This is a genomic window from Microvirga massiliensis (assembly GCF_001006805.1).
Taxonomy (GTDB): Bacteria; Pseudomonadota; Alphaproteobacteria; order Rhizobiales; family Beijerinckiaceae; genus Microvirga; species Microvirga massiliensis.
Window position 1 is genome coordinate 153,761 of record NZ_LN811366.1, and the last position, 25,760, is coordinate 179,520.

The 25,760-nt window shown below is 60.1% G+C and carries 19 protein-coding genes and 2 pseudogenes; 18 read left to right on the forward strand and 3 right to left on the reverse strand.

Translation table 11 applies throughout. From position 1 onward, the window contains the following. Nucleotides 1-485: 485 nt before the first annotated feature. Nucleotides 486-655: pseudogene (locus BN1233_RS47770) on the forward strand (transposase); the annotation flags it as partial. A gap of 140 nt (nt 656-795) precedes the next feature. Here BN1233_RS47770 and BN1233_RS50720 read toward each other — a convergent pair. Beyond that, complete coding sequence (locus BN1233_RS50720) at nt 796-1,845, reverse strand: AraC family transcriptional regulator (protein WP_048707540.1); 1,050 nt, start codon at nt 1,843-1,845, stop codon at nt 796-798. Nucleotides 1,846-2,042: 197 nt separating this feature from the next. Between BN1233_RS50720 and BN1233_RS36515 the strand changes: the two genes are divergently transcribed. The 12 genes from BN1233_RS36515 to BN1233_RS47780 all read left to right on the forward strand — a co-directional run bounded on the left by BN1233_RS36515 (nt 2,043) and on the right by BN1233_RS47780 (nt 16,812). Beyond that, entirely contained in the window at nt 2,043-2,369 is a 327-nt protein-coding gene (locus BN1233_RS36515) for a hypothetical protein (RefSeq protein WP_046868561.1), read from the forward strand. Nucleotides 2,370-2,487: 118 nt separating this feature from the next. After that, nucleotides 2,488-3,123 (forward strand): LysE family translocator, encoded by a 636-nt coding sequence (locus tag BN1233_RS36520; RefSeq protein ID WP_046868562.1) that lies wholly within the window; start codon nt 2,488-2,490, stop codon nt 3,121-3,123. A gap of 159 nt (nt 3,124-3,282) precedes the next feature. Next, nucleotides 3,283-3,438, forward strand: a complete 156-nt coding sequence (locus tag BN1233_RS47775) for a phospholipase D-like domain-containing protein (protein ID WP_154678339.1) — start codon at nt 3,283-3,285, stop codon at nt 3,436-3,438. 640 nt (nt 3,439-4,078) lie between these two features. Next, nucleotides 4,079-5,767 carry a sensor histidine kinase gene (locus BN1233_RS36525; protein WP_046868563.1) on the forward strand — a complete coding sequence of 563 codons (1,689 nt, stop codon included), beginning with the start codon at nt 4,079-4,081 and terminating at the stop codon, nt 5,765-5,767. Between the two features lie 531 nt (nt 5,768-6,298). Then, on the forward strand, nt 6,299-6,463 hold the full coding sequence (locus tag BN1233_RS36530; protein WP_046868564.1) for a periplasmic nitrate reductase, NapE protein: 165 nt from the start codon (nt 6,299-6,301) through the stop codon (nt 6,461-6,463). Nucleotides 6,464-6,475: 12 nt separating this feature from the next. After that, a complete protein-coding gene (locus BN1233_RS36535) occupies nt 6,476-6,808 on the forward strand; it encodes a chaperone NapD (RefSeq protein WP_046868565.1) in 333 nt (110 codons plus the stop codon). Between the two features lie 5 nt (nt 6,809-6,813). Then, nucleotides 6,814-9,357: a periplasmic nitrate reductase subunit alpha gene (gene napA, locus BN1233_RS36540; RefSeq protein WP_046868566.1), complete on the forward strand. Its 2,544-nt coding sequence runs from the start codon at nt 6,814-6,816 to the stop codon at nt 9,355-9,357. Continuing rightward, nucleotides 9,354-9,833, forward strand: a complete 480-nt coding sequence (locus BN1233_RS36545) for a nitrate reductase cytochrome c-type subunit (RefSeq protein WP_046868567.1) — start codon at nt 9,354-9,356, stop codon at nt 9,831-9,833. The genes napA and BN1233_RS36545 overlap by 4 nt, the downstream gene beginning before the upstream one ends. A 1-nt stretch (nt 9,834) precedes the next feature. After that, the gene (locus tag BN1233_RS36550) at nt 9,835-10,452 is read left to right on the forward strand and encodes a NapC/NirT family cytochrome c (RefSeq protein ID WP_046868568.1); all 618 of its coding nucleotides are present in this window, start codon (nt 9,835-9,837) and stop codon (nt 10,450-10,452) included. Next, nucleotides 10,449-11,021, forward strand: a complete 573-nt coding sequence (locus tag BN1233_RS36555) for a DUF4142 domain-containing protein (protein ID WP_048707543.1) — start codon at nt 10,449-10,451, stop codon at nt 11,019-11,021. The genes BN1233_RS36550 and BN1233_RS36555 overlap by 4 nt, the downstream gene beginning before the upstream one ends. A gap of 644 nt (nt 11,022-11,665) precedes the next feature. After that, the gene (locus BN1233_RS46350) at nt 11,666-12,997 is read left to right on the forward strand and encodes a tyrosine-type recombinase/integrase (RefSeq protein ID WP_082145863.1); all 1,332 of its coding nucleotides are present in this window, start codon (nt 11,666-11,668) and stop codon (nt 12,995-12,997) included. Nucleotides 12,998-14,685: 1,688 nt separating this feature from the next. Then, nucleotides 14,686-16,812 (forward strand): hypothetical protein, encoded by a 2,127-nt coding sequence (locus BN1233_RS47780; protein ID WP_147707738.1) that lies wholly within the window; start codon nt 14,686-14,688, stop codon nt 16,810-16,812. Nucleotides 16,813-17,356: 544 nt separating this feature from the next. On the opposite strand, the gene BN1233_RS36570 is transcribed toward BN1233_RS47780, so the two are convergent. Beyond that, nucleotides 17,357-17,887 carry a hypothetical protein gene (locus tag BN1233_RS36570; RefSeq protein ID WP_046868571.1) on the reverse strand — a complete coding sequence of 177 codons (531 nt, stop codon included), beginning with the start codon at nt 17,885-17,887 and terminating at the stop codon, nt 17,357-17,359. A gap of 295 nt (nt 17,888-18,182) precedes the next feature. Between BN1233_RS36570 and BN1233_RS45425 the strand changes: the two genes are divergently transcribed. The 4 genes and pseudogenes from BN1233_RS45425 to BN1233_RS50240 all read left to right on the forward strand — a co-directional run bounded on the left by BN1233_RS45425 (nt 18,183) and on the right by BN1233_RS50240 (nt 21,031). Continuing rightward, on the forward strand, nt 18,183-18,422 hold the full coding sequence (locus BN1233_RS45425) for a helix-turn-helix domain-containing protein (RefSeq protein ID WP_048707549.1): 240 nt from the start codon (nt 18,183-18,185) through the stop codon (nt 18,420-18,422). A gap of 659 nt (nt 18,423-19,081) precedes the next feature. Beyond that, nucleotides 19,082-19,528 carry a DUF6978 family protein gene (locus BN1233_RS51405; protein ID WP_046868572.1) on the forward strand — a complete coding sequence of 149 codons (447 nt, stop codon included), beginning with the start codon at nt 19,082-19,084 and terminating at the stop codon, nt 19,526-19,528. Further along, entirely contained in the window at nt 19,525-20,286 is a 762-nt protein-coding gene (locus BN1233_RS36580; protein WP_046868573.1) for a DUF1829 domain-containing protein, read from the forward strand. The genes BN1233_RS51405 and BN1233_RS36580 overlap by 4 nt, the downstream gene beginning before the upstream one ends. A 104-nt stretch (nt 20,287-20,390) precedes the next feature. Next, nucleotides 20,391-21,031 (forward strand): annotated as a pseudogene (locus BN1233_RS50240) (DUF3387 domain-containing protein). A 153-nt stretch (nt 21,032-21,184) separates the two neighbouring features. On the opposite strand, the gene BN1233_RS43795 reads toward BN1233_RS50240, so the two are convergent. Then, on the reverse strand, nt 21,185-21,919 hold the full coding sequence (locus tag BN1233_RS43795) for a reverse transcriptase domain-containing protein (protein ID WP_048707551.1): 735 nt from the start codon (nt 21,917-21,919) through the stop codon (nt 21,185-21,187). 1,827 nt (nt 21,920-23,746) lie between these two features. On the opposite strand from BN1233_RS43795, the gene BN1233_RS36600 reads away from it, so the two are divergent. Continuing rightward, nucleotides 23,747-25,717, forward strand: a complete 1,971-nt coding sequence (locus tag BN1233_RS36600; protein ID WP_046868576.1) for an adenylate/guanylate cyclase domain-containing protein — start codon at nt 23,747-23,749, stop codon at nt 25,715-25,717. The last annotated feature ends 43 nt before the right edge of the window (nt 25,718-25,760 follow it).

The following is a 25,760-nucleotide window of genomic DNA, read 5'->3' on the forward strand; positions in this document are numbered from 1 at the left end:
GTATTGCACATTGGCGGCCGCGACCATGCAGGCGATGCCGGCCGCAAGCTGAACCCAGCGGTTGTGAAGCGGATGCGGCGGAGCAGACACAGTCTGCCCTTTGACAGGCAACATCATGGGGTTTCCTCAGAGTAAGGCTAAATAGATAACGGCCCAGTTCTTTGCTGGTATTTGGAGTTAAATATGCCAGGACTTTAGGAGAGCACAATCCGGGCAGGGTGCGACATGGAGGGCAGGGCAAGACCTATCGCTCCACGGGTCTGGACGCTCAAGGCGGTGGAGGACCTCGCACCGGCGCCATTGAGAGGCGGCCTGAGAGCTTTGTGATCGTGCCGGTGTTGGGTCCCGGTTCGCTGATCCCGACGCCCCGCCCGAGTCTGACGAAGCGTTGCTTAACCATCAGCAGGTCCATACCGGTCCGGACGGCATCACTTGTTGGCTCACCGACTGCCCGGCCATGACGATGATGCGTTCAAAGACTGGCTGATGAGCGCCGGGAAGTGCTGGGCCTCGATATCGGTTCCTCGGAAGCAGAACCCATCTGGACCACCTTTCTGCGCACACTCACAAGTCGAGGCTTGTGGGCCGTGAGTTGGTCGTCTCGGATGCGCATGAAGGGCTCAAAGTAGCCGTAATGCGGCTACTCAGCGCCACCTAGAGGGAACCATGGCTCCGATGAGCGATGATCCGCTTGTCAGATCGCCCGCCATGGCAACCTGATCATACCGGCTCTGCCGGAAATCGTGGCGACACGCCCGAAATTGCACTACGCCAGGGGACACGATCTGGATCGGGTCAAGCCGAGAGGAGTACGCCGTTACGAACCAATCCCGGGGAGTGGCCTGAAACTCTTGTCCGGACGCCGCTCGGCGTATCGCCGAAGCGGGCGCGGAACAATCGGTTGAAGTGCGAAATGTCGGAAAAGCCTGCCTCGAGTGCAACATCGGCGATCCGCTTCTCGCCCTGGCACGCTTCCGTGAGCAACGCGAACGCCCGTTGCAATCGCAGTTCGGTCACATGCGCCGTGAACGAACTCCCTGTCGTTTCGATCAGGCGGTGCAGATAGCGTGGAGAGATGCCCTGGCTCCTGGCCACCGTCGATACGTCGAGTTCCGGGTCCTGGAAGTGTGTGGCGACATATTCGAGCAGAGCAGCGCGGCGTGCCGCTTGGACCGCACTCAATCCGCTCTCGCCAACGGCCCCACGCGGTGCAATCGCGAGCGCAATGAGATCGATGACGTGTTGACGGATCGTCTCCCGGCCATCTCGCCAAGTGTTGAAATGGCCTTTCTCGAGAGCATGGATATAGGCCCGCAGCAATTGCATGCCCTCGGATCGGGCTGGCAGGCGTCGCATCACGGCATCATCGGGGCATGCGAGGCGCGCGTTGACCTCCGGGGGAATCATTACCCCGAGGTACCCGAAGGAGCGACTTGAACCCATGCTGCCGGTCTCGCACACACGCATCACCGTGGCGTCGCCGCAGCCGAGCCGGAGATTACGGCCTCGATGGTCGAACTCGAGACCCGGCGATTGGGCGATCAGCAGCCACGAGCTGGTGTCGCCGTCCCTGACCAGTTCCTCGTCCCTGAACGTGATGCCAGGGCTGAGCACCGTTCGCATGATGCGCAGTTCATCGAAGATCGAGGTGACCGATGCGCGAAACGGCGCCTGCGACAGGGGCTTGAAATCGATTTTGAGCAGGAGCCGCGCGTAGCCCTCACGCCATTCCCGGATCGGATCGCGCTGCGGAGCCCGATCGGGAGGCTCCCGCGAGCGATCGGCGTCGGGCAAATCGGAACGGCGGCGGTGACTGCGCGGAGGACGGATGTGCGAATCGTGCATTCACATCTCCGGTCAACTGTTCCCGGCAGACCAAGATCGAGTGGCGCGCGTCTGGTAGCCTGGGCTCACCGTAGATAGCGCATAAGACGAGAGCGCTTTGTGTCTGTCTTCACAAAGCGCGTCATGGCCTAGGCCAGGACGACCTTCGGCCGCGCAGAGTCACTCGTGTTGATGCGATGCCGGCAAGGAGGGCGAGAATGTCAACGCAGCCGAGCGCTGTGCTGCTCGCGATTGCAGCAATATCATCACTCGCGGCATTCGGCGGACCCGCCGCGAACGCACAGCGCGGCAGCTGGTGCCGTGGCACGAGCGTCGCCGACAATGTGCCGGGGCAGGTCGGCATATACAATACCGACCCGGAGAAAAATACAATCGGGTTCTCCTGCAACTCCTTCCAAAGCGCGACGATCTCCTCAGCCACAGCCTTGCCTCAGCGTGTGCGACAGGTCAGTCAGGTTGGCTTGGTCACGGGTGACTCGGAGAAGGACACTTTCGGCTATGTGCCGGCCGGAGATCAGCCCTAGGGCCCGTTTCCGAGCGGTCGCAAGACGCTGAGCCGTTGCACGGCCCAATCCCGCGGGCCGCACTTCCCCGCTCGCGGCTCATGCCCCGAGCGGGTTTTCCCCTCCTGGAGTTGCCAGCATGATAAGCCTGCCACTTGCGGCATTCCTCGCCGGGGCTGGCGTCGGCCTTACGGTGGCAGCGCCGATCGGCCCGATGGGTCTCCTGTGCATACAGAGAACTCTGGCGCTCGGTCTCGCTGCAGGGCTTGTCGTCGGCCTCGCCGCTGCGACCGTTCGCGCCGCCTACGGCATTCTGGCCATTCTCGGTCTGAGCGCAACGGTGATGACGGCAACCGAAGCAAGCGCTCAGATCCTGTCGCTGCTCTCAGGGGCGATCCTGTTCTGGTTCGCCGGGCGTGTGCTGCGTCGTCAGGTCCTCGTAAACCCAGCCCCTGGGTGGAAATCCGGAGAACTCCTGCGGTCCTACCGGGATGCGTTGACGTTTGGGTTCTCCAACCCACTCACAGTTGTTCTCTTTTTCGCTGCCTTCCCGGCCCTTGCAACATCCGCGAGCTTCTCGGAAGCACCGGCTCTGGTGGGCGGCGTCTTCACTGGTTCAATTGGCTGGTTCTTGGCTTTGAGCAGCGCCGTCAACGCTCTCCGGAACCGCCTGCCTGCAAGAGCGCTGGACGTCACGAACAAGGCGTCCGGTCTCGTGCTCGCCGCGCTCGGGATGTTCATGATCACCAGCGCTTTCAGGCCGCTTCTGCTCTGAAAGTCCGTCCGGGCCGCGACTCAAGCTCAGGCTTCGAGGCGGCGTGAGGGTGTGCATGTACGAGAAGGGGCATCTGCACACCGAGACGATCAGCATCTGACATCTGCTCGATCAACGTCGACATCCGCAGTATTCAGCATCAACCACGAGATCATCGCGGTGCTCTACGACGAGCGGTTCGCGAAGGACCTCGAGGACGCCTTCGCGCTGGACCTCGCGCATTGCACCGCGTTCGAGCCGGGCGAATATGCACGACGCAGCGCTAACGCGAGCTTCAGGGACTCGGTAGCGAGATCGCCGTCTCTCCTGCTGTAACAATCGGGGGCGTGCCCATCTGGCGACGCGCTGGAGATCCATACGGCAGCAAGCCCGGCGCGCAGCCGAATTGCGTCCATGATCCGCTTGGACGGACAGGCCGATCCTCGGCTTGCTCATGGCCCACCTCCAGGGTGGCTCCGGGCCGGGATAATCCACGCGGACGCGCCATCGTTCCGGGGCGTGCTCCAATCCAGGAATGGCAACGTCCGGGCCTGGCCGAACGCAGGAGCACAGCATCGGATCACGCCAGAGACTGGGCAGCCGGTTCGACCGGGTCATCGACCCAAGGTCTCTTGCAGACACTCCCGGCCGCGACCCGATCACATACAACGTGATGGGAACCCTGCCGGGCCGATCCGTTCATCCTTGCACGCCTTCGAGCCCCGCTCTTCCCGAGCCGGACGGCCACTCGGGCCTCCGGCAGGGCACCTGAAGTCACGGGACTGTTAACGATGCGCCCGCGGTCGAGGAGGGCGGCTCCTACGCGACAGCCGGAGGATTGAAATGGCTGGCCGCCTTACGGGCCGCGCGATCCGTTCGTGGCTTACCAACTTCAACATCCCCCTTAAGCTGCACTATATGCTGCGTCGCCCGGGAGAGGCACGATCGAACACCGTGCCCCGGCAAGGGAACGACCATGGTGGCCATACCGCGTCCGAACCTGTCCCTCCGCGCGCGGCTGTTCATCCTGACCGCGGTGGCCCTGCTGCCGGCCCTAATGATCCTCGTCTACAACGAGGTCTCGCTCCGGCGCAGCCGCGAAGCCGAGGCCCACGATCTCGCGTTGCGCTACGGGCAACTCGCCGGCCTCGAGATGCAGGGCATCGTCAGCGGCATGGAGGGGATGCTCCGCACGATCGCGAGCACTCCGATCGTGCGAACCTTCGATCCCGAATCGTGCCGCTCCTTTCTCGCCGATATCCGAGCACAGTCGCCCCACCTCCTCACCATCATGGTCATCGACCGGGAGGGCTTCATTCGGTGCGGCACCGACGAGTCCGACATCGGTCAGGGCCTGGCTGACCGACCCTACTTCCGAAGGGCTCTCGAGACTGGAAGCTTCGTGACCGGCGAGTACACGGTGAGCCGGATCACCGGACGGAAAGGGCTGCCTCTCGCGACGGTGATCAAGGACGCCAAGGGCACGGTCGCGGGCGTGGTGGCGGCGAGCCTGGACCTCAACTGGCTGGGGGAGAGGATCCGAAGCCGCGACTTCGCTCGCGGCAGCGCGCTCACCATCGCCGACCGGGAGGGGGTGATCATTGCCCGCGAGCCGTTCCCGGAACGATTCATCGGAACCCGAATTCCGGAGCCCTACCAGCGGCTCGTTCACGCGGAGAGACCCGGAACGGAAGAGGTCACGAGCCAGGACGGCACTCGCCGGGTCATCGGCTATATCCCCGCTTCGGCGAGCCCGGACGGCCTTTACATCAGCGCCGGTATCTCGCTGGAAGAGGCTTTCGAGGCGATCGACCGGGCAACGAACCGGGGCCTCGCCCTTGCGCTTGCCGGGAGCCTCGTGGCCTTCGTCACCGCCTGGCTTTTTGCGGGCGCGTTCGTCCACAGGCCAGTCTCGCGGCTCGTCTACACCATCGCGGCCTGGCGGCGCGGAGACCACTCGGTTCGTACCAGGATGTCAACAAGTCACGGCGAGCTCGAATCTGTCGGAGCGGCAATCGACGGCTTGATGGACGAGCTCGCGACCCGGCAGGCCGCTCGCGAACGCGCCGAGGAGCAGCAGCGCATGCTGCTCAACGAACTGAACCACCGGGTCAAGAACACCCTTGCGACCGTGCAGTTCATCTCCGCGCGAACGTTGCGCAACGCTTCGTCCCCAGAGGAGGCTCAGGGCCTCCTGGAATCACGGCTGGCGGCCCTGGCTCGGGCGCATGACGTCCTCACTCGCGAGAGCTGGGAGGGGGCGGATGTCGGCGAAATCGTCGCTCAGGCCGTCGCGCCGTTCAGCGGGTCCGGGGAGGACCGCATCCGCTTCAGCGGGCCGCCGGCTCGGGTGGCGCCGCGAACCACTCTGGCGCTCTCCATGGCCTTCCAGGAACTCGCCACCAACGCCGTGAAGTATGGTGCGCTGTCGAACCGCGCCGGCACGATCAGGATCACCTGGAAACTGGTGACAGACGCGGATGCGGGGAGCAGGCTCCACCTCCGCTGGGAAGAGGCCGGTGGACCGCCAGTCCAGCCGCCAGGCCGTCGCGGCTTCGGTTCGCTGCTGCTCGAGCGCGTTCTGGCGCAGGACATCGACGGCGAGGTCAGGATCGAGTTCGCTGCGACGGGAGTGGTGTGCACGCTCAAGGCGCAGGCCGCGTAGATGGCCTGCGCCTCGAGCAGGTGCAGCGTAGAGCGGCGCCATGCGATGGTGGCGGAGTTCGGCATCGGCCACTCGAGGAAGATCGGGGCCCGGCCGTAGCGATGTACGTCGCCTGGGAGCGGCCCCGGTCTGAGGGACTGGACCGGGGCGAGTGCGCAGGGTGCCGCAAGTTCCAAGGATGACGCGGAAACCTGTCCTGACTCGCCGTCCCCCGCTTGTCCTCTCCATTCCTATGGCGCCGGAGATGATCGGAGAGGCCTTCTCGCTCGGCTGGCGCGCGCTGCTCCTTTGGGCCGCATGACGGTATGAAGAGCGTCCGCGAGTGCGACTACCAGTGCGAGCTGGACCCTTAGACGCTCGTGTGCACCCGCGGGGGCCGCAATGCCCTGTTGGTGCTCTCTCCGAACCTGAGGTGCCCGTGCTGCGGCTCCCGCAGAGATAGGCGCATCCTCCGCGCGGACGATCGAGGCGAGGAACAAAGCGCCAAGCTGTCCGTTCGTGAGGGAACGTGAATAATCGCATGGGGGGTGCATGCATACCGAACCAGTGGATGCCAAGAACCGGCGGATCGAGACGATCCTGTTCCTGGTGCTGGCCGTCGTGATCTGGCCCTTCATCGCAGTCGGCGTCGTCGCCGGCTGGGGGTTCGTGGTGTGGATGTACTATCTCTTCACCGGACCGCCGGGTCCGGTTTGAGGTGAGCACGCCATGAGTACCGCCGACGCGCCGTCCCGACGCGAGATCCTGACCGGGCGCTTGGTCGCCCCCGCCGCGCCGGAAGCCCACATCTCCAGTCTTGTCGTGCATGTCCGGCCCGAAAGGGCGCAGGCGGTGCGGAACACGCTCGCCGGAATCCCCGGCGTCGAGATTCACGCCGAAGCCGCAGGCAAGATCATCGTCAGTCTCGAGACCGACACCGAGGCCGATATCGTGACACGCCTGAACGAGATCTCGCTTCTCGACGGCGTCATGTCGGCCGCCCTCGTCTACCACCATTTCGAGCCCGCCGCGGAAGAGGATCCCGCGGCAAGGAAGGGATGAGCGTCATGGAACTCTCACGCCGCACGTTCCTCAAGGCCCAGGCGGCAAGCGCCGCCGCAGCGGCGGCCAACGTTACCCTTCCCGCACAGGCGCAGAACCTGCCGGTCGGCGAGGACATCAAGCTGCAATGGTCGAAGGCGCCGTGCCGGTTCTGCGGAACCGGCTGCGGTGTCATGGTCGGGGTCAAGGACGGCAGGGTCGTTGCCACCCACGGCGACATGAAGGCCGAGGTGAACCGCGGCCTCAACTGCGTGAAGGGCTACTTCCTCTCCAAGATCATGTATGGCGCGGACCGGCTGACACAGCCGCTCCTGCGCATGAGGAATGGGCAGTACGCGAAGGATGGCGAGTTCCAGCCGATCTCGTGGGACCAGGCCTTCGACGAGATGGCACGGCAGTTCAAACGCGTCCTCAAGGAGAAGGGGCCGGATGCCGTCGGCATGTTCGGCTCGGGCCAGTGGACGATCTGGGAGGGCTACGCTGCCTCCAAACTGATGCGGGCAGGTTTCCGCACGAACAATCTCGACCCAAACGCGCGTCACTGCATGGCCTCGGCAGCCGTCACGTTCATCCGGACCTTCGGCATGGACGAGCCCATGGGCTGCTATGACGACTTCGAGCACGCCGACACCTTCGTGCTCTGGGGCTCGAACATGGCCGAGATGCACCCGATCCTGTGGACTCGGATCACGGACCGGCGACTCTCCGCGCCGCATGTCCGCATCCATACCCTCTCGACCTACGAGCACCGCACGACCGACCTGTCCGACGCCGCGATCATCTTCCAGCCGGGAACGGACCTCGCGATTCTGAACTACATCGCGAACCACATCATCCAGACGGGCGCCGTGAAGCGGGAGTTCGTGGAGCGCCACGTCAACTTCCGCGTGGCCAATACGGATATCGGCTACGGGCTGCGTCCGGAGCACGTGCTCGAACAGCGCGCCCAGCACGCCAACGACGCGCAGGTTTCCCACCCCTCGACCTTCGAGGACTACGCCAAGTTCGTGAGCGAGTACACGCTCGAGAGGGCTTCCGAGATCTCCGGCGTGCGGCCCCAGCAGCTCGAGGCTCTCGCGCGCCTCTACGCCGATCCCAGGACGAAGGTGATGTCGCTCTGGACCATGGGCTTCAACCAGCACGTCCGCGGCGTCTGGGCGAACCATATGGTCTACAACCTCCACCTGCTGACCGGGAAGATCTCGGAGCCGGGCAACAGTCCCTTCTCGCTGACCGGGCAGCCGTCCGCCTGCGGCACCGCCCGCGAAGTCGGAACCTTCGCGCATCGGCTCCCGGCCGACATGCAAGTCGCGAACCCCGAGCACCGCAGGCACGCGGAGCAGATCTGGAAGCTCCCGGAGGGACTTCTGCCCGGCAAGGCCGGCTACCACGCGGTGCAGCAGGACCGGATGCTGAAGGACGGCAAGCTCAATGCCTACTGGATCATGTGCAACAATAACCTCCAGACGGCGCCGAACACCAATAATGAGACCTATCCGGGATACCGCAATCCGGCGAACTTCGTCGTGGTTTCGGATGCCTATCCGACCGTCACCGCGCTGGCGGCCGACCTCATCCTTCCGACCGCGATGTGGGTCGAGAAGGAAGGGGCTTATGGCAATGCGGAGCGTCGCACGCATTTCTGGCACCAGCTCGTCAATGCGCCGGGCGAGGCCCATTCGGATCTGTGGCAGCTCGCCGAGTTCTCGAAACGCTTCACCACCGACGAGGTCTGGTCCGAGGAGATCCTGGCCAAGGCGCCGGAATATCGCGGCAAGACGCTCTACGAGGTCCTGTTCGCCAATGGCGAGGCTAACAAGTTCCCGGTTTCGGAGATCGACCCGAGCCACGAGAACCAGGAAGCCAGGCACTTCGGCTTCTATATCCAGAAGGGCCTGTTCGAGGAATACGCCGCGTTCGGACGCGGGCACGGACACGACCTCGCGCCGTTCGACACCTATCACGAGGTGCGCGGGCTGCGCTGGCCCGTGGTCGACGGCAAGGAGACGCTCTGGCGCTATCGCGAAGGCTTCGACCCTTACGTGGAAAAGGGTTCGGGTTGGCAGTTCTATGGCAACCCGGACAAGAAGGCGAACGTCGTTGCGGCTCCCTATGAACCGCCCGCGGAGGTGCCCGACGAGGAGTTCGACCTCTGGCTCGTGACGGGTCGCGTGCTGGAGCACTGGCATTCGGGTTCTATGACAATGCGGGTTCCCGAACTCTACAAGGCATTCTCCGGCGCCGTGCTGTTCATGCATCCCGACGATGCCGCGAAACGCGGCCTCCGGCGAGGGCAGGAGGTCCGGGTGGCGTCGCGGCGTGGCGAGATCCGCACTCGCGTTGAGACGCGCGGCCGCAACAAGACGCCTCCGGGCGTCGTCTTCGTGCCGTTCTTCGACGCGAGCCAGCTCATCAACAAGGTGACGCTGGACGCGACCGATCCGATCTCGAAGCAGACCGACTTCAAGAAATGCGCGGTCAAGGTCGTGGCGGCCAGCGTAGCGGAGAATACCCCATCAGGAGCGCCCGCCGGGGGGATTGTGCGATGAGACGTCCGATCCTCCTCTCGCTCGCTGCATCGCTGCCCTGCCTCTTTGCGGGAGCCATCATGGCCCAGGTCGGCGGGCCCGGGCGCGACGCGCCGCGCCTGCGCGGCCCGGAACCCTTCACGCGCGAGGTTCCGGCGCCGCCAATGCAGCGCCAGATCACGGACGACATCCGCCGCCGACGCAACTATCCCGACCAGCCACCCCTCATCCCGCATTCCATTGAGGGGTATGCGCTCGACCTGAACGCCAACAAGTGCCTGTCCTGCCATTCCCGCAAGTTCACAGAGCAGAGTCAGGCGCCCATGATCAGCGTGACGCACTACCAGGACCGGGACGGCAATTTCCTGGGAGGAGTCGCCCCGCGGCGCTACGCCTGCCTGGCCTGTCACGTGCCTCAGACCACGGCTCAACCCCTCGTCGACAATCTGTTCACCGACATGGACGCGCTCGCCGAGCCCGAGCGACGGAGCCGCTGAAATGGTGACGTCGATCACGCGGGCTCTCGGCGAGTCGCGCCTTGGCGAATGGATCCGCCGGGCCTTCTCTCCCGCGCGGACGCTGAGCCTCGCTTTCCTGACGCTCGGCGGATTCTTAGCCGGCGTCTTCTTCTGGGGTGGGTTCAACACCGTCCTGGAGGCCACCAACACGGAACGGTTCTGCGTGAGCTGTCACGAGATGGAGACGAACGTCTTCGAGGAGCTCAAAGGCACGATCCACTTCGTCAATCGGTCGGGCGTGCGTGCGACCTGCCCGGATTGCCACGTGCCGCACGAATGGACCAATAAGATCGCCCGCAAGATGCAGGCCTCGAAGGAGGTCTGGGGCCACATCTTCGGCTCGATCAACACGCGCGAGAAGTTCCTTGCGCTGCGCCGGCACCTGGCGGACCGGGAGTGGGAGCGCATGAAGGCCAACGACTCCCTCGAATGCCGCAACTGCCACTCGGCTGAATCGATGGACCTGACGAAGCAGAACCCGCGCGCGGCACAGGCGCATGAGCGTTTCCTGTTCACGGGCGAGAGGACCTGCATCGACTGCCACAAGGGGATCGCGCACCGACTGCCCGACATGTCCGGGGTGCCGGGGTGGCAATGATGCAGATGCGAGCGAACGGCGGCGCCGGCCACCGTAGCATCCTCCCAGCCATCGTGCTCGCGGCTCTCGCCTTCGCCGCCGTCATGGTACCGGCTATGGCTGTGGCACAGCCCAGCGCATCGACCCAGGCCGCCAAGCCGCCGGATGCGGAGACGTTCGTCAGCTTCGCCCACAGTTTGGCCGTCGTGCAGGCCCGCGCTGCCGAGCTGGTTGCGTCCAGGGAAACGAGGCCGGAGGCACGGTCCTTTGCGCAACGGATGGTGGAGTTCCGGCGCGGTCAGATCGCAAGACTCGAGGGCGTCGCCCGGGAGAACAGCGTTCCGGTTCCGGCGCTGCCCCAGTTCGAGCACCGGATGATCCTCGAAAATCTCGAGCCGCTCGACTTCCTGGCGCTCAGCCGCCGTTATGCGGAATTCCAGGTCCAGGCCTTGGAGCAGGAATTGCAGATCTATGCCAGCGTGCAGGATGCGCCCGTCGGATGGCTCAGCGCGCTTGCCCGCGAGATGCTCCCTGAGCTATCGCGGCTGCTGGATGAGGCACGGGAGATGCAAAAGGCTGTCGGCCCCTAGCTTCCGGGTGCCTGGTTTGTACGAGGGCACCCTGCAAGGACGCTCCGATCTCCATCGAATGTTCCCTGCCGCGCGATCCCGGACCGATGCGCCTCATAGGCCTCGATCAATGCTATGCGCAGAGCGATCGCATATAAGCAGTTCCAGCCGTGGCGTTGTGGGCTGAACAAGTATTGTGGTCTACGTTTATATGCACTCATTTTTGTTCAATTGGCCCAGACAGCCCGAATCAATTGAAGATCGAGATGTCCCGCCGAAAAGGTGTTCAGGCGCAAATTGTTCACTTTGCGCCTCTGGCCGCTCTCCCTAAAGACCGGCGCTGTGCAAGAGATATCTGATACCGGGATTCCCGACCACCGACCGACCGGCTACTCGTCACGGTAACCGTCGAAGGCTCGGCAGAGCAGGACAGCAGGCTGCCGACGTTGGCCATAGTCCCCAAGCGAGCAGAGCGGCCGAACGAAAAAACAAATTTCGCAAACAATTTCAGATACTTGCGCAATCGGCTCGAACTCGATACGTTCCGCCAATCGGGCACGAGGTGAAGACTGTAAAGTCGGTCAGGCCCGTGGTGCTCTGGCACGAGGAGGCGGAATGAAAGCTAACCGTTTGAGCGCCTCGCGGTGCGGTCTTCGGTCACTGCTATGATCGTGGCAGACAACCTTCAATTCGGAACCGGATGCGCGACACGCATTCGCGTTTACATCAACAACCGCTCCGACCTTCAGCATGTAAAGCTGGGCGAACCGTTCATCGTTGAAGAGCCAACGATGAAGATAGTTGAAGAACCGTCCACGTTTCTACTGCGCGCATTTGTACAAAGTGGAAGAAACGCTTCTAAGCATTCGTGGTGGGCGGCGGCTTACGCTATCGCGCACTGGTTTGAAACACTCAATCATCTCGGACTCGACTGGCAGATCGCAACCAGAGAGAATCTAATCCGTTATCGAGACGCTCATTTCGCCCCTGGCATCATCTCACCGCAAACGGGAAGGCCGTATTCGAAAAACACTGTCCGCAGCAGAATGCTGTACATCATCCAATTCTACTCTTTTCAAGCGCGTGCCGGAGTGTACTCAGGAAGTCTGCACGTCGAAAGCATGCGCAGCGTCACTAAAGAGCCACGGACAAGACTTGATGCTGCTACCTACACTCAACGAAATTCAGCACAGGGCGAACTGACCTCCCTCCTTCCAAGGAAACGTCGGGCGACAAGCCCGATTCGTCCTTTCTCCGGAGTCGAGTGGGACAAATTTACAGAAGCATTGGGTCCGCTCCCATCGGAACAACTGAATGCGCAAGCGCAGTCGTGTCGAAACCGCTTGATCATTATATTAACAGTCCTGACGGGACTTCGCGTCTCCGAGGTAATGAGACTCACCTGCCACGACTTCCTCACGATGAAACCAGACACCAATTCTCCTGCCGTAGAGCAGCCCCTCAATGTCAACGGAAAGGGCGATATCGACCGATTGGTGGGCATTCCAAACTGGCTCGTCGCAGAGGTGCAAACCTATATCCACGGCGAGCGAGCGAGGGCTGTACAGAGCATCCGTGCCGCTGGCAGGAAAACTAACGTCTCGGCGCTGTTTGTATCCAATGTTGGTCACAGTCGAGTCGGCCTGCCAATGACCAAGCGCTGCTACCAAAAAGTTGTTGAGAATGCATGCGTAGCGGCCGGGTTGACTAAGATCATTCAGCGAACCGACCCGATAACAAGATCAATAACGTGGGTAGAGAAGCCAAAGCATTGCTTCCACGATCTTCGGCATACCTTCGCAGTGCTATTGTACCAAGCCGAGAGGGCAATCGGAAATCCTGAACCGTGGAAGCGCGTCCAACAGGCACTTGGGCATAAGTACCTAAAGGAAACCATAGAAACGTACATCTCGTTTGTCACGGTATTCGATAACACGCCCCACGTCGTAAATACGTGGGATTTGATCGGACAAACTCTACCAGGAAGGCCGACATGAGAACTGGGCCTGAAGCGAGCAGCATTATCGCGCAAGCGATTAGAGAGAGCTATCGCGACATTGACGTAGTTGACCCTTCGAACCATCGCGCCGCCCTTTGCAAAGAAGTGGAGTGCGACGTTGGAGAAAGACTGCACAATACGCAGTTATATGCTCTCGCTAATAATCTGCCATGGCTGGCAAGAAGAGGCTTTCCATTTCTTGATAAGGTCCCATTTCTTGCTCTCCCACTCTTTCAGGCGCACCTAGCATGGGCGGGAGGTAAGGAGCGATCTACGGAGGGGACCGGCAGGGTACTTTTACGCCTGTTTTGCGAGTTTCTGCATTCCACGGGTCTCGGAGACTTGCGGCTGGAAGATATCGATCGCGCTGTCATAACAGCATTCGTGCACTGGCTAAACGCGCCGAATAGACACAACGGAAAACCGTTCGCACTAGGAACGAGAAGGCGCGCATACTACCACGCCCGTATCCTCCTTGGAGAGTTGGCCCTTCTGGAGCAATATCGAGCACAAGCACGTAGAATTATAGCTCTCTGGCCGATGCGACAGTGGCCAGGAGCAGATCGAAGATCAACTCCGACACCGCGCTTGCCGCGCGAAGTTCTCGAAAGAATCATTCACGCAGCGACTACAGAAATACTCGAAACAGCGAGAAGACTTAACGACACGCAAAACCGTAGTTCGCTATTTCCGACATCGGCGAGGCACCTCGTCCCATACGCGCTCGTGGTAAGCGTCGCGACGGCATTCAATCCGCAGAGCGTCCTTGCGTTGGAATGGAGCGATATCGAAGAAAGTTCGCTTCTCGGAGAACCAGTAATAAGATTATATGGGAGTAAGCCTCGTTCGGCGACCGATCCAGTGATTACAGTGAACGCCCAATCTGTCAACGGGTTCGGGGTTGGTATGGCCCTTCAAACACTGCGCGCTTGGACGATCGGATTGCAATCAGATCTTTGCCCGAACCACAGAGACCGATTGTTCATCTATGCACCTTCGCGGCGGAATGGTCGATCAAGGGCAATAGCAATAGAAGGATTCCACGGCCCCTCGTCAAACAGAATGTGGCAAGTCGGACTGAAGAGATTTTGTGCCGATAATGGCATCCCTCAGTTTACCCTTTCTCAAATCCGCCACACAATCTCTGACGAGTTCCTACTTCAAGGCGGAGACATCAGGGCGGCAAGAGTACTCCTCAATCATCAGAGCGTTGATACCTCTTGGGCCTACTATTCCAAGGATGGAGTGCGTCAGCGGTATGTTGAAAGTCTTGGCGAAGTCTTCTTGCTCCGAGAAAGATGGCGTGAAACCGGCGGAATAATCGATCCGCGCGATCGTACGGCAGCACAGCGTCGGGAGGCCGCAACGCCGGGCTTTGTGTGTTTCGATCCTTTTGATAGTCCGCAGTTAAACCAGACGCCGGGCCGCCTCTGCACTGCATATGGCCGTTGCCCTTCATGCCCTCTGGCGGCAGCTTGTGTAACGGACAGATCCTGCGTTGCTGCCTACTGCGCATTGCGACGTGCTATAGTTGAAGCCCACGTAAGCCACACCTCACAAGCCTGGACTATTCAATGGGCACCAGTACTTGTTGATATTGACGCACTGTTAGCGCTCGTGCCGCCCGACGTGATGAAGCACGCATCAACGATTACGATGAGATTGCCGATGGTCGGGTAGATCGCCATGCGCGCGGAAGCTGTTGGCGACGGCGTCGCCGAGAGGCTGTATCTCCTTCCGGCCTCTAGGATTGCGGCAGCGAGGATTTCCAGTCACTCGCGATGGGATGACAGCGTTTGGCACTTCGAACGTAGGGCACCCGGACAGCGTCGCCCAACGATTTATTGGAACTTCGAACTCCCCGACGGCAGTCGCCTGACAGATACGCCGCACGAGGTGCTACTGGATGCACTAAAACGCTTCTACTGGTCTCTCATGTATGCACCCAGTCAAGGAGGAGCGTTATCAGCCGTCAGCGTTGCAGGTCTTCACACTGGTCTCCGCTGCTTTGTACGATGGATGATTCTTAACGGCCTGCCCGCGCTTAACATGGTATCGGCAGAGATGTTGGACCGATATAGAGATGACCTGCCAGCAATCATAGCCGGAGACGACGATCTGACCATTGATGAATTGGAGGATGATGAGCCAACATTTGGTCGGTCCGCAGTTTGGAGTAGACTTGCTGTGCCGAGACTGTTGTGGCAGCAGGCCGAAGTTCTCCGCGAAGCCGGGTGTGCGTCCATTGCCGACGAGCCATGGCCCGGCGCAAACCTGAACACACTAGCGTTAAGCATAGCTACGAAGGCGGGCTCCCAGATACCTCCGTTGCCAGATGAAGTTTCTATTCCAATTCTGGAATCCGCTTATTACTTGGTCAACGAAGCTGCCAACTCTATTATTGCTCTCCAAGACGTGGTGGTTGCTAACAGCGGCAGTTCCACTACCCACCTCAAACGACGACGTGCGGCGCTGGACCAGCACCTGCGGACCATCGACTTCTCAGCACACCCGTGGCTTGCGAGACTGTGCCCAAGTCTATGTAAAAATGGGAGAGTTCAAAAGGTTGAACTCAGGCGTTTGGTGCTTGATTTGGTGAGTGCCGCAGTGATCATTGTCCAGGCGACCACTGGCATGCGGATATCCGAAATTGCAGCGCTTCGCGCTGGGATCAATCGAGCAACGGGATTGCCCCGGTGTGTGCACGTAAGGCCCTCCGTGAGCGGGGCGTACGAAATATTCTTTGTGCGATCGTTGCTGTCGAAAACTGTCGAAGCACCTGAGGAGAGGCAATGGCTACTTGGGATGCGGTTGCAGGGAGATAGTGTGAATTTTCCGCCAGCCCTTACCGCCGTTGTCCTTTTGGATCGGCTACTGCGACCATGGCGCGATCTTATACAATCGGAAGACTTGATTGTTGGCTTCACGGCGCGATCGCTGCCGAGGAGTCGATCGGGGGTTAGCGTGGTCAACAGTGAGAGATTGCTCAGCCACATGAGAATGTTCATCGAGCGGCATGTAGATCTTTCACGGATTTCAGATACATCAAAAAGAGCAGTACAGCCAAACGACCTCAAACGGTATCGGGATTCCCGAGGTCAGTGCTTTCGATCGCATCAGTGGCGGAAGACACTGGCACATTTCGTATTTAATACCGACTCCAAGTTGCTGCCTGCACTACAGATCCAATTCCATCATATAAGTCTGGCTATGACAGAGAGCAGCTATCTCGGACACAATCAGGCACTATTCGAGACGTTTTCCTCTGTCCGAAGACAGGAGACGGCTAGTTTTATCTATGAGGCGTTGTTCTCTGGAAGGTCGCTTGCGGGGCGAATGGGTGAACAGTTGACCCGATACATGGACGAGGTTCGGGAGCTTGTTCATGATCTTACACCACCACGCGCTTGGCAGCGGATTTTCAGTTTTGTCGAAACTGCTGATCTCAAACTTTGGTTTTCACCTCACGGGAAGTGCCTGCCACTGAATCCTGGACATATGCGCTGCCATGACCTCGCAGGGACGGCTTCCTGGCAGAACCGTGAGCCAAACTACAGCGCGCGATCACCCTCTGTATGCGTAGGATGCCCGTCATTTGTTCTTGATGAGCGGCACGTTGCATTCTGGGAGCAGCGCTACATAGACAATTGGGTTGCATTCAAAAGAGCGGAGATCGGCCAGGGGTTGGGTGGCTTTCGCGCTGTGCGCGCCAGAGCCGATCAGGCTAAGGCGCTACTCATGCAGATTGGCGCTGACATCGAGTCGTTGGAGACGAGGGCAAGGCAACATCTCGGAGGGCGCAATGGTGCATAGAGGCAAGAGTGGTGTAGAGTTTGCGTTAGAGCAGGCAGTTGATCGCCTTCTGCATAGCAGGCCGAAAGACGCGAGGCTAAGGGTTGCGGCAGCGCGCGGGAAATTGAAGATTAACATAACTACCGTCGCCAAGGAGGCTGGTAAGTCCCGCACACTTATCGGGTACGATAACTGCGCTTACCCGGAGGTCCGGAGGCGAGTTCAGGACCTGACCGGTAAGGCCGAGCGGGGCACGCGCCAATCTTCATTAGTTGCTTGCCTCCGTCGCGAGGTCGCGGAATTACGTGAGAAGCTGTTCTTTCAGCAGTTTCAGATGAAGGAGAATCTGAATGCACGGCTTACCGCTGAGACTGACCGAGATCAGTACCGGGCGGCGTATCAGCGATTGCGGGACAGTGCTTCCAGCAAAGGACAGGTAGTCTCGTTAGTTCGAAAGCCGAACACAGGGCAGGACTAAGGCTCCAGAAGTTGGTGCCTCAGAGAAAGCTTGTTGCAGTCCATGCATAAAGGACGATGAGGAACTGTTTTAGGTTAGATCGGTCGCTTACTTGTCTTCGAAAGCTCTGTCCCAACTGGACAGCGCCGCGATGTCCTCACCCTCGGCTACTCGTTGTCCGAGCATGGCACGTCCCGCAGCCCAGAGTCGGTAATCTGTCACAGTAGTACGCGAGCGTATGCTTTCGAGCATCGTCGTCAGGCGATCAACCTGCTGTCTCAAAGCGCGCACGCCTTGGCCAATCCTGCGCTCGGTGCCTTCTGCACCCGAGGCTGCCAGCGAAAGCCATTCGAGACCCAACCAATGTACGATGAACTCAGCAAGCACCTGCCAGTTCTCGATGAAGAACTTGAACTCGCTGGTCGCCAACCGTCGAGCACTGCTCTGGCGCGATTCGGTGGTGATTGCACGCTGCTCGCACCAGTCCTCGAATTCCTGACACCAAATCTCCCGATCCTCACGGTAACCCTTCGCCTGAATGTGCACGTAGTGTTTTGGAGCAAGGCGATCCACCTCGATTAGCTTAACCGAGAAGACGAGCCCTGGAAGTTCCGGAAGAGTGTGCTTGGGCAGGTGCATAAGTCAGAGTCACACGAGGCGGACGCAATCGGGACGGGGTTCATCAGACATAAATTTACTGGTCCTGATGGCAGCCGAACGAAGGACGCCAGACCGGAATTGGGTCTGGGCGGGAGTCCAAGAAGGGCTGCCGCACTGTCAACGACCTCATTGGATTCATATGCTCTCCCTGGTTGATCGAGGGCCGCTCGTGGTGCGGCGCAATACTCAGTTGCTACCGACCATCGACAAATTCCCTGTGTCTATCTATTATAATGGATAGGTACGAGTCTGCATATTCGATTCTTTCCGCTGCATGGACGTGCGGCGGACGGTGGGGCGAAATTTGCGATGGTGCCGCGAGGCGGCAGGGTTGTCGCAAGGACAGCTTGCAAAGCTGCTGGCGGCCAAGAAGCTAGGCGTCACGCAATCCTACATTAGCGAGCTTGAACATGGCCGCCGAAACCCGACGATTGTAACGCTCTCGTATATTGCTCGGGCACTTAAGGTCTCGGTTGCCAAACTCGTCGAGGACCGGCCCGAACATGGCAGGTAGGCTCAATCGAGTTGCTCGGAATAGCCTCGTATGGCACCGGGTCCGGCAGTGGCGGTGGCCTGACCGTCCCGTCTCCTGCGATTTGGTGGACGGGCTGGGGACGGACCTATCCGTTACTGGGAGTAGTCTTGCCCCAGCGGACCGGCCGTCGCACGAGGCAGGCGGCCTTGCGATTTGGAACGTGGCCTTGGACACGGTAGTTTAATGATTGAGGCTGGCGGTTGCTACCCGTCCGCCTCGTGACACCGAGAGAGTTACCATCTCGACACACCTCGAAGCCGTCTCACCAACGGCGTTACGGGCTACCGAGGCACCGGTGGCCCGTTTCGTTTGTCGTGACAGGCTGGGCTTCAGGCACAGGGTCCGGTGATTGGTCGAACCATTCAGCGCCTCCAGAGTGGGCGATCGGTGGGCATCTGACGCTCTGGACAGCCTAACATCGCGTCCTCCCGAGTCATCGAGTCCGCCGTATTGCAGAACGTAACGGCAACCGTGCTAACCAATGGTGGGGGAATCTGGTGATGGCTGAGTGCGGGCGACCAAGAATGACAAGCGGTGAGCAGGAGAGGAATGGTAGAGCCACCCCAAAAACCGTAGAGGCCAACGGCAACGGGCGAAGTCCGTGTACGGGATGCTGAGAGAGTGGCAGCGTAGCCGATATGAGTGTGTGGCTCACCCAGGCAGAGGCAAACGCGCTTCTTGCAATAGAGAAGCATCGCGTGGACGAAACGCGGTGGCGGTTACCAGATTTGGGCGGCGGAATCATGGTGCCGCTTACGTCAGATGATGGTTCGGAATCCTTCGTTCTCGACATCTCACGCGGCCGCGCTAATCTCCTAAAGGGAAAAGTCCAGAACAGGGTGCGCTCTTCAGTCGTGCTCGCCCGCATCGACTTCGGAGGCGCGCCTCATCGAAATCCGGACGGCGAGGAGGTAGCCTGCCCTCATATCCACCTATATCGAGAGGGGTATGGTGACCGATGGGCATATCCGGTTCCGGCAGAGCATTTCGCTCAGCCCGACGATCACTGGCAGACACTTGTCGATTTCATGCGGTACTGCAACATAATCCAACAGCCCATCTTTGAAAGAGGGTTGTTCACGTGAGCGAGATCGACCTCCTTATCGAAGGCTACTGGAAATGGCTTCGGGACAAAACCCTGGTCAAGCGGATCAAGGATTGGACCGAGATTACGACCCCGTACCTAGACAGACATAATGACTACATCCAAATCTATGCTCGGAGGAATGACAAAGGCTTTGTCCTCACCGACGACGGCGAGACACTTACCGACCTTGAACAATCTGGTTGCTCTCTCGATAGCCCAAAGCGGCAAGCGATACTCAGGAGTATTCTGAACGGGTTCGGCGTGCAGCAGCACGGGATCGAACTTCAAGTGAATGCAACGGCAGAAAACTTCGCTCTTCGGAAGCATAATCTTATCCAGGCTATGTTGTCCGTCAACGATATGTTCTTCCTTGCATCTCCTACTGTTGAGGCGCTGTTCTTTGAAGACGTAGCTAAGTGGCTTGATGACCAAGATATACGATATACGCCGCGAGTGAAGTTTTCGGGGCACTCTGGGTTCGACCACATGTTTGATTTTGTTATTCCGAAATCGAAAGTTGCCTCAGAGCGGATCATCCGGGCAATAAATAATCCTAGTAGGAATACAGCGCAAAACCTGATCATGGCCTGGATCGATACACGAGAGAGTCGCCCAGAGGGCTCAGAGCCGTTTGCATTCCTGAACGACAATGAAAAGGTGGTAGGCCCGAACGTAACGGAAGCGCTGCGCAACTATGGAATTACGTCGGTTGCGTGGAGCCAACGCGAACAATTCCGCGACCAGTTGGCAGCCTAAGGGCAGCCTTGTGCCATTTCTGACCGAAGCCGAGGTGGAACGCTGCTCGGGAAACAACCGACGAGGGGCGGAAGCGGACACTTCGCCGCTTCGATGACGCGGTCTTGGCGCTGACGACCGTTTTCAATCTCGCCTCGGCCACAGATCTCACCCGCGCTATCCGGGAGGAGGTCAGCTTCTTTCAGGCGATCCGGGCCGCGCTCGCGAAGTCGGTCTCCAACCGTAGCGAAATGTCATCCGCCGATCGCCACCTCGCCGTGCGGCAGATCCGTCAGCCGCTCGCTGATCTCGTCGAGATCGTAGACATCCTCTAGGCCGCCGGAATCAAGACACCCGACATCTCGATCCTGTCCAACGAGTTTCTGGCCGAGATCCAGTCGATGGACCGGCCCAACCTCGCCTTAGAGGCCCTGCGCAAGCTCATCACGGGCGAGATGCTATCGCGAAGCCGAACCAATGTGGTCGAGACTCGCGCCTTCACGGAGCGCCCGGACGCCTCCATCGCGCGCTACCATTCGAACGCGCTGACGACCGCCGAGGTGCTTCAGGAACTCATTAGGCTGGCAAAGGAGATCAGGGCGTCACGCCAGAGAGTCCAGGAACAGGGACTCGCACAAGAGGAAGTGCCTTTTACGACGCGCTGCCTGAGAATGAGAGCGCCGTTCAGGTGATTGGTGATCAGAACTTGCGCATCATCGCTCATGAACTTCTGGTCTGCATGCGGGGCAGCATCTCGGTGGATTAGATACACCGGGAATCCGCGAGAGCCCGGCTCCGGGTCTTGGTGAAGCTCATTCTTCGGAAATACGGCTATCCGTCTCCCGGATGCAGCGATTCAAACCGGCATCCAGCAGGCCGAAGTACTTTCCGCACGATGGACAGGATAAGCACAAATCTTCTAGGCGAAATTCCGTTCTTGGACCCGGAGACAATAAGCGATAAAAGCTTTCTCCGCGAGATCGCTAGGCTCGGATGCCACGAACTTTCGGATACGCTCGTCGGTGACCTCCGCAAGCCCATGTTTTAGAACACAATTGAAGGCGTGGATTTCGCTTGCAGGCGGAAGCAGCTTACGGGCGTTCACCTGGAGATTGGCCGCGCCACATGCCTCCAAGATAGTATAATAGGCCCGCTCAAGAAGTGAAAAATCGGTCGAAGAGCCAATGAGATCGTCCAAGTAGACCGAGATGAAGACGCTGTCGCGCTCTGCCGCACTGATTGCTCCCATGATCGGGGAGCGCATCAATACAAGGCTGGCTAAAGCAGGGGATTGAACAAAGCCAATCGGCAACGAGTAGCGTGGATCTTCAGCAACCGGGTTCCGAACGCACGACCACTTTCCGTAGGTTCGAGCCTTGTGAAATCCGGAGGCGTGTAAGGCCGCGCATACACGGTTACGAGAAATGGCGTAATAGAAATTCTGGAGATCGATTCTAAAGAAGAAGCGGTTGTCCAAGTGCCGGTGCAACGCGGCGACATGACCTCCGTTGCGGTAGTGATAGAAGCAGTCGGGAAATTCTAGGCGGTCTCGGCAAAACTCGACGATGCGCAAGCCCTTGCGAATGCACTCGTAATTTGGAACGAAAATGAACTTGCCTTCATGCTTGTATTTTTCTTTGTAGTTTTCGAGCATGGCGTCTGAGGGTAGTTGACGGCCTTGTCCACGAATTCAATCAGCGCAGGCAGGAGCTTATGAACGGTCCAACCCAGCCAAATGATCTCGCGAACAAGGCGTATGAAGTCCGCGTACTTACGCATTCTTTCGCCTCCATTCTCGACCACCAGCTTCCCACGACTCCAAACAGATGGAGCCGTCAACCAATAGACAATTTTCCCATGGTCAACCCATAGGTCATGCCAGAAAGACATACTGATGAAAGCCTGTAAGCTGACACTAGTAGTCCAGGAGCCGGGGACATTGCTGGCGGCTGCGCGGAACATGATACAGCCAAGCTTTGCGCGCAAGTGGTGAATGCCGTTCCGAGTGGGATTTCTGTGGATTCTGTCGCAGCGGGCTGTTCGCTCGACCGATTCGCCCCCAACTCGGGTAACCTGATGCCGACCTTCCGTATCGGAAGCGCAAGATGTTCCGGACGAGGTCGGGGCCACTGTCGAGCCGGTCATGAACTACGAAAAGCGCACCTCGACATTAGAGTCCAAGATCCGCACCCTCCACTGGATGGTGGCCATTACATTGGCCTGAACTTGCTCATCATACTAGGAGGGCTCGTCCTGCAATAACGTAGCTCGTTCCCGTGTCCTACTAGCGGAATTGGTCCGCTGGCATGCGTAACTGTCACGCAAGTCGGCAAGACGACTGATAGCTAAATACTTGCATGAGACTCTTTGAAATTGAAATGCCGCTTCTCTACTTACACAGCGGCAAGGTACATGCGCCCGGTACTCTTCTGCGCCCTGAGAACACCAATTACCCACTCGGCACAACAATTGAGGGCTTGCTGGAGAAAGGACGCCCCAGCGGAAGACTTCCACGGAAAGCAAGCATTTTCCTGAAGGACCGGCCCGACGGCTCTGCCTCGTATGTATATGAAGTGGTGCCATTCGGGATCGTTGATCGGGGGAGTATAGGGTGGTTGAGACTACTGGTGGGCGATGGCGAACGCGACCAGCCGTTGATCGACGAGTGGGTGGTGAATTATTGGGCTGGAAACGATTGCCCAACCGTTCCTGGAGAGTGGGAATATCGTGCTGAGAGGGTCCGGGTAGGACGCCTTCTCGGCGGGTATGTAAACCAATGATAGAGTGAGCCGTATAACTAGCTCAAGCCCACCGGAAGGACTTCTGCCTACAACAGAATTGGTCAGACGTTAAGCGTCGCCTGATCAAGGGAAACAGATAAGAGGGCGACGTGATCTTCGCGATCGCGATCGCCCTCCCATTCTGGTGGTAGCCTAACCGCCAACGAGGGCGGCGAATGGGACCCGCCGTCCTCACCTCCGACTAATATCACAGGAGCCGAATGGTTCCCAATCGGGTCATGCACCTTGGAGAGCCGACTGCGTCCTTCCGAGTGATCGGCTCCTATCAGCAATAGGCATCAACTGGATCGCATCGGCAGGGTGCTGCGATATTTGTGGTCTCCGCACCCTGCCGATGCTCTCGTAGCGGATTGGAGGCGTTCACAGGACGCGACCCCACGCGTGAGCGACATGAGTTCCTCCAATGAGGAGCCGGGCATTGGCAGGTCGGAGGCATTCTGAACAGTTTTTCAGAGTTCGCATAACGACCTCCGCACAAGAATATGCGCAACGGCCCTGCGAAACTGTCTCCGCAATTCAAATAGGATCGTCGGGAGCCGTGTTGTTGGCGCAGTCGTAAACAACCCAGCGCTGGCCAAGAGGCTCTGAAGGGAGCAACATCTCCGCAGGATGAAGGCTGTGGTCCGTGCATCCGAGAACCGTCGGATCATCGGCCCCAGCCCTGTTGATGGACGGCCGCCGTGCACCGTCACGCCGCACAGGGACAGCCGGTCGAGCGCAAGCTCGCCGCGATCCTGGCTGCCGATGTGGTCGAGTATTCGCGCCTCATGGGCGCGGATGAGGCCGGCACGCTGGCCCGGCTCAAGGCCCTCCGCAAGGAAATAATCGACCCTCGCATCACCCGACACCGCGGCCGCACCATCAAGCTGATGGGCGATGGCGCCCTCGTCGAGTTCCCGAGCGTCGTCGAGGCCGTCGAATGCGCGGTCGAGATCCAGGCCGCCGTCGCGGCCCGGAATACCGGGATTCCCGCGGACCAGCAGATCCGCTTTCGGATCGGCATCAACGTCGGCGACATCATCCTCGACGGCAAGGACATCTACGGCGACGGCGTGAACGTGGCCGCCCGCCTGGAGGGATTGGCCGAGCCGGGCGGCATCTGCATTTCGCGGGTCGTGCGCGACCAGGTTCGCGACAAGGTGCCCTACACCTTCGCGGACCTCGGCGAGCAGGCGGTCAAGAACATCGCCCGGCCGGTGCGCGCTTACCGCATCGTCTTCGACCCTGCCGCCTTGCCGACGACCATGCAGCCTGAATCGAAGAGCTTTTCGCCACGGGTTACCTGGATTGCCGCCGCGATCCTGTTGCTGACCATCGCGGGAGGATCGTGGTGGCTGATGCGGACATCACAGCCGCCCGCGCCGGCTTCCGCCCAGGCCCTCCCGCGCGCGGTCGAGCACATGGTGTCCACGGCAGGATTTCCACAAGGCGCCCCGGCTCCAAGCCTGTCCATCGTGGTCCTGCCGTTTGCCAATCTGAGCGGCGATCCGGAGCAGGACTACTTCGTGGACGGGATCACCGAGGATCTGACGACCGACCTGTCGCGCATCGACGGCAGCTTCGTGATCGCCCGCAGCACCGCCTACACCTACAAGGGCAAGGCGATCGACGTGCGGCAGATCGGTCGGGAACTGGGCGTGCGCTACGTCCTGGAAGGGAGCGTCCGGCGTACGGGCGAGCAGGTTCGTGTCAATGCGCAGCTCATCGATGCCGCCAGCGGGGCGCATGTCTGGGCGGATCGCTTCGACTCCGACCGGGCGGAGCTGGCGGCGATGCAGAACGAGATCACCGGGCGCATCGCTGCGAGCCTGAGCCTCACCCTGGTCGAGGCCGAGGGGCATCGCGTCGAGCGGGAGCACCGCACCAACCCGGATGCCCTGGATTACACCCTGCGGGGACGCGCGACACTGTTCAAACCGGGGGCGCATGAGAACAATCTCGAGGCGGCGAGACTGTTCGAGCAGGCCCTGAAGCTCGATCCTACGCAGGTCGAAGCGCTGGTCTTTCTCGCGGATGCGCTTGTCAGCGACGTGCTCGATTTCTGGAGTGCCTCGCCCGCGGAGAATCTGGCGCGTGCCGAGGCCCTCCTGGACCGGGCCTTGACGCTCGATTCCAACCGCGCCACGGCGCACCACGCCAAGGGCCTGCTCCTGCAAGCGCGGGGGCGCTTCGACGAGGCCGCCAACGAGTTCCGGATGGCGATCGCCCTCGACCGCAACCTCGCCCGCTCCTACCGTGCGCTCGGCCAGATGAGGACGTATGTTGGCCACCCGGAGGAAGCGGCGCCCTATCTCCTCCAGGCGATGCGCCTCAGCCCGCGCGACCACAGCCTGGGTGTGATGCAGTTCCACATGGGGTATCTCAATCTGGTGCTCGGCAACGACGATGCCGCGCTCGAGTGGCTGCCGAGGGCGCGCAGCACGAATCCCGAGTACTCCTATATTCACCTCACCCTCGCGGCCGAGTACGGCCTGAGGGGCGATCCGGCCGCGGCGCAAGCTGCGCTGGCCGAGGCCATCAAGCGCAACCCGCGCTACCGTTCGATCGCGGGAGCGAAGGCAGTGATGGCCACCTACAACAATCCGCTCTACGTCGCGCAGCGCGAGCGCGTTTACGAAGGGCTGCGCCGGGCCGGCCTCCCGGATGAATGACGGCCTGGGGGGTTCATCCCGGGCGAAACAATCACGGAAGTCC

What these genes read in the sequence shown, in the direction of transcription:
- BN1233_RS50720 (WP_048707540.1), bottom strand. Translation starts at nt 1,845, where the DNA reads ATGCACGATTCGCACATCCGTCCTCCGCGCAGTCACCGCCGCCGTTCC.
- BN1233_RS36515 (WP_046868561.1), top strand. Translation starts at nt 2,043, where the DNA reads ATGTCAACGCAGCCGAGCGCTGTGCTGCTCGCGATTGCAGCAATATCA.
- BN1233_RS36520 (WP_046868562.1), top strand. Translation starts at nt 2,488, where the DNA reads ATGATAAGCCTGCCACTTGCGGCATTCCTCGCCGGGGCTGGCGTCGGC.
- BN1233_RS36525 (WP_046868563.1), top strand. Translation starts at nt 4,079, where the DNA reads ATGGTGGCCATACCGCGTCCGAACCTGTCCCTCCGCGCGCGGCTGTTC.
- BN1233_RS36530 (WP_046868564.1), top strand. Translation starts at nt 6,299, where the DNA reads ATGCATACCGAACCAGTGGATGCCAAGAACCGGCGGATCGAGACGATC.
- BN1233_RS36535 (WP_046868565.1), top strand. Translation starts at nt 6,476, where the DNA reads ATGAGTACCGCCGACGCGCCGTCCCGACGCGAGATCCTGACCGGGCGC.
- napA (WP_046868566.1), top strand. Translation starts at nt 6,814, where the DNA reads ATGGAACTCTCACGCCGCACGTTCCTCAAGGCCCAGGCGGCAAGCGCC.
- BN1233_RS36545 (WP_046868567.1), top strand. Translation starts at nt 9,354, where the DNA reads ATGAGACGTCCGATCCTCCTCTCGCTCGCTGCATCGCTGCCCTGCCTC.
- BN1233_RS36550 (WP_046868568.1), top strand. Translation starts at nt 9,835, where the DNA reads ATGGTGACGTCGATCACGCGGGCTCTCGGCGAGTCGCGCCTTGGCGAA.
- BN1233_RS36555 (WP_048707543.1), top strand. Translation starts at nt 10,449, where the DNA reads ATGATGCAGATGCGAGCGAACGGCGGCGCCGGCCACCGTAGCATCCTC.
- BN1233_RS46350 (WP_082145863.1), top strand. Translation starts at nt 11,666, where the DNA reads ATGATCGTGGCAGACAACCTTCAATTCGGAACCGGATGCGCGACACGC.
- BN1233_RS47780 (WP_147707738.1), top strand. Translation starts at nt 14,686, where the DNA reads ATGCGCGCGGAAGCTGTTGGCGACGGCGTCGCCGAGAGGCTGTATCTC.
- BN1233_RS36570 (WP_046868571.1), bottom strand. Translation starts at nt 17,887, where the DNA reads ATGCACCTGCCCAAGCACACTCTTCCGGAACTTCCAGGGCTCGTCTTC.
- BN1233_RS45425 (WP_048707549.1), top strand. Translation starts at nt 18,183, where the DNA reads ATGGACGTGCGGCGGACGGTGGGGCGAAATTTGCGATGGTGCCGCGAG.
- BN1233_RS51405 (WP_046868572.1), top strand. Translation starts at nt 19,082, where the DNA reads ATGAGTGTGTGGCTCACCCAGGCAGAGGCAAACGCGCTTCTTGCAATA.
- BN1233_RS43795 (WP_048707551.1), bottom strand. Translation starts at nt 21,919, where the DNA reads ATGCTCGAAAACTACAAAGAAAAATACAAGCATGAAGGCAAGTTCATT.